At 70.0% G+C, this 5099-nt stretch carries 7 protein-coding genes and 1 tRNA gene; 4 read left to right on the top strand and 4 right to left on the bottom strand.

What is annotated here, in order from left to right:
- Positions 1-71: 71 nt before the first annotated feature.
- A complete protein-coding gene (locus tag AB0C69_RS37855) occupies positions 72-1289 on the bottom strand; it encodes an ABC transporter substrate-binding protein (protein ID WP_360360651.1) in 1218 nt (405 codons plus the stop codon).
- A gap of 86 nt (positions 1290-1375) precedes the next feature.
- Between AB0C69_RS37855 and AB0C69_RS37850 the strand changes: the two genes are divergently transcribed.
- Both AB0C69_RS37850 and AB0C69_RS37845 read left to right on the top strand, forming a co-directional pair.
- Positions 1376-1741 carry an RcpC/CpaB family pilus assembly protein gene (locus AB0C69_RS37850; protein ID WP_360360645.1) on the top strand — a complete coding sequence of 122 codons (366 nt, stop codon included), beginning with the start codon at positions 1376-1378 and terminating at the stop codon, positions 1739-1741.
- Positions 1742-1858: 117 nt separating this feature from the next.
- The gene (locus tag AB0C69_RS37845; protein WP_360360642.1) at positions 1859-2278 is read left to right on the top strand and encodes an MscL family protein; all 420 of its coding nucleotides are present in this window, start codon (positions 1859-1861) and stop codon (positions 2276-2278) included.
- A 16-nt stretch (positions 2279-2294) separates the two neighbouring features.
- Here AB0C69_RS37845 and AB0C69_RS37840 read toward each other — a convergent pair whose 3' ends face one another.
- Both AB0C69_RS37840 and AB0C69_RS37835 read right to left on the bottom strand, forming a co-directional pair.
- Entirely contained in the window at positions 2295-3332 is a 1038-nt protein-coding gene (locus AB0C69_RS37840; RefSeq protein ID WP_345173383.1) for a D-alanyl-D-alanine carboxypeptidase family protein, read from the bottom strand.
- Positions 3333-3414: 82 nt separating this feature from the next.
- Positions 3415-3855 carry a hypothetical protein gene (locus AB0C69_RS37835; protein ID WP_345173381.1) on the bottom strand — a complete coding sequence of 147 codons (441 nt, stop codon included), beginning with the start codon at positions 3853-3855 and terminating at the stop codon, positions 3415-3417.
- A 127-nt stretch (positions 3856-3982) separates the two neighbouring features.
- Between AB0C69_RS37835 and AB0C69_RS37830 the strand changes: the two genes are divergently transcribed.
- Positions 3983-4055, top strand: a tRNA-Arg gene (locus AB0C69_RS37830).
- Positions 4056-4432: 377 nt separating this feature from the next.
- Here AB0C69_RS37830 and AB0C69_RS37825 read toward each other — a convergent pair.
- Positions 4433-4858 (bottom strand): hypothetical protein, encoded by a 426-nt coding sequence (locus AB0C69_RS37825; protein WP_360360638.1) that lies wholly within the window; start codon positions 4856-4858, stop codon positions 4433-4435.
- Positions 4859-4916: 58 nt separating this feature from the next.
- On the opposite strand from AB0C69_RS37825, the gene AB0C69_RS37820 reads away from it, so the two are divergent.
- Positions 4917-5099, top strand: a 183-nt coding sequence (locus AB0C69_RS37820) for an ATP-binding cassette domain-containing protein (RefSeq protein ID WP_360360648.1), incomplete at its 3' end; no start/stop codon positions are given.

The following is a 5099-nucleotide window of genomic DNA, read 5'->3' as shown; positions in this document are numbered from 1 at the left end:
GTGGGTCCCGGCACGGCCGGCGGGCGTCGCCTTCACCTGCCTTCAGCTGGACGCACGGACGAAGCGGAGTGTCACTCCACGCCCATGTTGAGGTAGTCGTACATTCCGCCGTAGTAGTACGTGATGCCGGCGTTCGTCACGCGCTTCGGCCGGTACATCAGGGCCTTGGCGTAGATCAGCGGCACCTCGGCGGCGGTCGCCATGACCGCCTTGTCGACCTCACCATAGGCCTTCAGACGCGAAGCCTTGTCACCGTTGGAGATCGCGTCGTCGAGGCCCTTGTTGACCTTCGGGTCGTTGAGCTCGGCGAGGTTGTTGCCGCCGGACGGCTTGATCGCCGCACCGTGCACGATCTGCGAGAGGAAGCCGTAGCCGGTGGGCCAGTCGGCCGCCCACGCCATGATCATCATGCCGATGCCGTGGTCGTGAACGTACTTCGGCACGCCGACGTACTTGTTGAAGTAGTCGCCGGCCGGGAACTGGACGATGCTGACCTTGATGCCGACCTTGGCGAGGCTCTGCTGGATCGCCTCGGCCATCGCGACTTCCTTCGGCCGGTCCGACCGCGCCGAGATCTTGGTGCTGAAGCCGTTCGGCTGGCCGCACGCCTGCAGCTCCGACTTGGCCTTGGCGAGCGTGGCCTGGTCGAGACCGCCGCCCTCGGCCTGCTTCTGCGGGTACAGGTCGAACTTGGTGTAGCCGTCCACCGACGGGGGCAGCACGGTGGTGGCGATGTCGCCGCCGGCCAGCGGGCCTCCGTAGGCGGTCTGCGCGGCGACCTTGTCGGTCGCGTACTGCACGGCCGTCCGGCAGTGGATGTTGTCGAGCGGCTTGACGTTCACGTTCAGCGACATGAACCGCAGGAAGCCCTGGACGGGGTTGTCGACGTACGGCTTCTGCTCGGGGGTCAGCACCTTCGGCTGGGTCCCGGCCTGGACGCCGACGCCGGTGATGTCCATGTCCAGCGCGCCGGCCAGCATCCGCTGGTCGATGTCGTCCGCGTTCTGCTTGATCTGGACTTCGATCTTGTCCGGCAGCGCCTTGCGGAGCGGGTCGGTGCTCTGGTTCCAGTTCGGGTTGCGCGACAGCGACATGGACTTGCCGCGCGTGTAGTTGTCGATCTTGTACGGCCCGCTGGAGACGATCGCGGACTCGTACTTCGTGCCGGTGTCCTTGGCCTTCGGCACAGGGATCGACTGCGACATCGAGACCAGGTAGTCGAACTCCTGGAACGGCTCGTTCAGGTGGAAGACGATCGTCTGGTCGTCGGGGGTCTCGATGGACTTCAGACCTCCGCCCCCTCGACCTGCCGCCGTCCGCCGTCCCGGCGGGCGCGCTCCGCGCGGGCGGCGCCGGCCGCGTCCTCGTCGGCCCCATGCGCCGCGGCGAACCCCTCACCGACGCCCGCGTCGTCGGCGCCGGGCTCCTGCGCGGCTACGGCCCCGGCACGGTCGCCGCACCGGTCCGCCTGGCCGACGCGGGCGCCGCCCGCCTCGTCCGCCCCGGCGACCGCGTGGACGTCCTGACCGTGCCGTCCGAGGGCGCCCCCGCGAACGGCCCGCGCCCCCGCTGGCCCGCCGCACGCGTGGTGGTGTCAGAAGTGCCGGTCATAGCGATCCCGCCCCCGGACGAGAACGGCCCCGAGGAGGGCGCCCTGGTCGTCCTGGCGACCGACCGCCCCCAGGCCGTCGCCCTGGCCGGCGCCGCCGGCCCCCTCGCCCTGACGATCACCGCCCCCTGACCCCGCGCACGTGGGAGGGGCCGACTTGGCGAATCAGGCATGACTTCATTACGATCCGTAGCCGTTTCACGCGCCCCGCCAGCCGGGGGCGCGACCCCCACAACCCCTGGAGCCGACATGAGCGGATTCAAGAAGTTCCTCTTCCGCGGGAACCTTGTCGAACTCGCGGTGGCGTTCGTCGTCGGAGCGGCGTTCGCCGGGCTCGTGAAGGACTTCGCGAACTCCTTCATCACCCCGCTGATCGCCCTTCTCGGCGGCAAGCCCGACTACACGCGCCTGGCCGTCAGCATCGACGGCACCACGTTCCCCTACGGGGTCTTCGTGACCTCGGCGATCGCGTTCTTCATCACGGCCCTGATCGTCTACTTCCTGGTCGTGCTCCCGACGACCAAGCTGATCGAGCGGATGGACCGCGGCAAGGAGGCCACCGAGCGCGAGTGCCCGCAGTGCCTCAGCGACATCCCGGTGAAGGCGCGCCGCTGCCGCTACTGCACGGCGGAGGTCGTCCCCGCCGACGAGGTGCCGGCCCCCCGCTGACGCCGGGCGGCCCGGCTCATCCGTTCTCCGTCCCGAACTCCCAGTGCCAGGGCTCGAACGGGTTGCTGTAGGCCCAGGCCGGGTGGATCCATCCGTACTTCCCGGCGTGGGCCTCCATCCAGTTGAACTGGACGGAACCCGAGCTCTGCACACCACCGCACAGGTCGAGCGCCTGCCCCTTGCCGTGGTTGCTCGTCCCGGGAACGGCCGCGAAGCCGGGCCGCTGCGCGTAGACACGGTGCTGGTCCGCCAGGCTGCGGTAGGCGTCCGTCACGCACATGTCGCGCCCGAAACTGCGCTTGTACGCCTCGTTCAGCTTGTAGAAGGCGAGCGCCGCGTCCGCCCGCAGCATGTGCCCGTTCTTCTGCGGCAGAGGGCACAGGTACTTCGACGGGATGAGCCCGTTGGGGAACTTCCTCGCATCCCTCGCCAGGGACTTGTCGCACCCGAGTTCGAGCCGCTTCTGCCGCGTCACCGCCAGCTTGTCGAGCATCGCGTTGAGCTGCTTGGTCAACTGCGCCGACCGGTTCTTCAGCCCCTCCACCTCCTGCTGGAGGCGGGTCTGCTCGACCGCGTTGCGCGACTGCAGCTCCTGCGCCGTGGAGGCGAGCCGCTGCCGCCGGTCCTGCAGCTCGTCGGCACGGTCCACGAGCGCCTGCTGCGACCTCGCCATGAGCGTCACGTCCGCCGTCGACCGCAGCGCCGTGCTCGGATCGCCGCCCCCGAAGATCGCCATGGAACCGGCCGCGCCGCTCTGCTGGTAGGAGGTGTTCGCGAGCCGGGCCAGCGGCTCGCGTATCCGGTTCAGCTCGGCCTCGGCCCCGGCGAGGTCCTTCAGCGTGGCGCGCAGCTTCACCTGGGACCCGGCAAGGTCCTTCTTCCGGGTCTCCATCTGCTTCGTGGCCTTCTCTAGCTCGGTGCGCGCCTTCGTCGCCTCGCGGCGCAGCGACTCGAGCGAGTCGGCCCCCGCGGCCGCGTTCGCGGCGCCGTGCGGTGAGAGCGTCGCCATCACCAGGAAGACCGCGGTCAGCGCCGCCGACCGGGGGTTCGGCACGGTGGTTTTCCTCCTGATGCCCAAAAGCGGAACAGCGCCAGAACGCTACTACAGGATCTACGATGACCTGTCCGTAATCGGTTCAGCGACTTCGGTGATGTTCGCACCACCGGCGCATCCACCAGACGTCCTCCCAGCCGGCAGGGCACGGCCGCCGCCCACGCGCGGACGGGGAGGGGGTGGGCGCGGGCGCGGGGCTCGCCCTCCGCGGCGTCACCGCCGGCCTGGGCGCCCGCCTCGGCGGCTTGGTCGCCACCTGCGGCTCCGTCTCCGGCGGCACGTACGTCCCGAACGTCGGCTCGCCCTCCGGCGCCGGCGCCACGCTCCGCGCGGGCCCGCCCGCCGACTCCGGCCTCTCCCGCGCGGGCTCGTCCCGCAGCCCGAACGCGATCGCCGACGCCACCAGCACGGGCACCGCGAATGCCGCGGCGACGACCGTGATCCGCCTACCGCGCGGCGACTCCTCGCCCGCCGATTCCCGGGCGTCCAGGTCCTTCGGCTGCCCTCGATGCCGTCCCGTCACGGAACGGAAGCGTACCCATACCGCCCCCGCGCGGCCTAGGGTCCGGCGCATAACAGGGAGCGCCCACCACTCCCCTTCCCCTACCCTGTAGGTGCCGTCCGCTACGCTCTACCGCGAGCGACGACACGCCTCCGTAGCTCAGGGGATAGAGCACCGCTCTCCTAAAGCGGGTGCCGCAGGTTCGAATCCTGCCGGGGGCGCTTTCATGACCATCGCGAAAGGTCCTTGGCCGGCAGAGCGCCGCGCCGGGCTTTCGCTTCCTCGGAACGGGCGCGGTTCCGTGCGGGGCGCCGTCCCCTAAGGCATGTTGCTCACGTTTCCTGGTGCGGGCTCGGCGGGCGTGCGGGCGTCTTTCAACGAAAGTGGCCCTCCTCCCGGGGGAGAAGGGCCACTTCGGTGAAGAAGCGTGCCATGCGGGACGGCACGCTCATGTGGGAATCGGCTCGGCTGAGCCGAAGGTTTCGCGGTCGGCGTCCGGCGTCACGCCGGGGCCGTAGAAGGGGGCCGGACCAGCCCCCCTCATCTCGGTCATCTTGACGATGGAGCCGCGCAGGCCGGGGGGCCTAGGGCGCGGTTCTCACACTCGCCAGGCCGCAGGGGAGACCAGCGCGGTGTACTCCACCCAGTCGTACCCGTCCCGGGTGTACTCCTCCCGGAGGTACTTGAGCAGGCCGTACTCCCGCACGTAGCAGCCCACCGGCGTGTACTCCACGACGGTGATCCACAGGATGGCGATCCGCCGCACGGTGACCCTCACCACGAGGAACTCCACCACGGTGACGCGCATCGTGGCGAGGTCGAGCACGGGGATCCACACCCGGTCGTACTCCACCACGACCAGCTCCACCAGGACGAAGTCGATCTCGGTGAAGCCGCCCCCGGGGAAGCTCACCCCGGTGAAGGCGGGCCAGGTGAAGTCGGGCCCGGCGTAGCGGGTGAGGGGGAAACCGTTCCCGCGACGGGAGATCTCGGGACGGTCGTTGGTCGGGATCATGATGATCACGCAGCCTTCCGGGCTTTAGTCACGAACTGCACGAGGCAGAAGCCCTGCCGAGCAGGACCTGATCAAGACCGTACGGCGCCGGGGCCGGAAGGCAACCGGGCCGAAAGCGCGACCCGGGTCATATCCCGAAAGGCCTTCGGCTCGCCCGGCGCTCGTCGGGACCAACGGGGCGGGCAAGACGACGCTGCTGCTCCTCCTGGCGACCCTGCTCGCGCCCGACGCGGGCACGGTGCGGATCGCG

The organism is Actinomadura sp. NPDC048032, assembly GCF_040653175.1.
Classification (GTDB): Bacteria; Actinomycetota; Actinomycetes; order Streptosporangiales; family Streptosporangiaceae; genus Spirillospora; species Spirillospora verrucosospora.
Note: the sequence above shows the minus strand (reverse complement) of the source record. Positions and strands in the feature narration are given on the sequence as shown.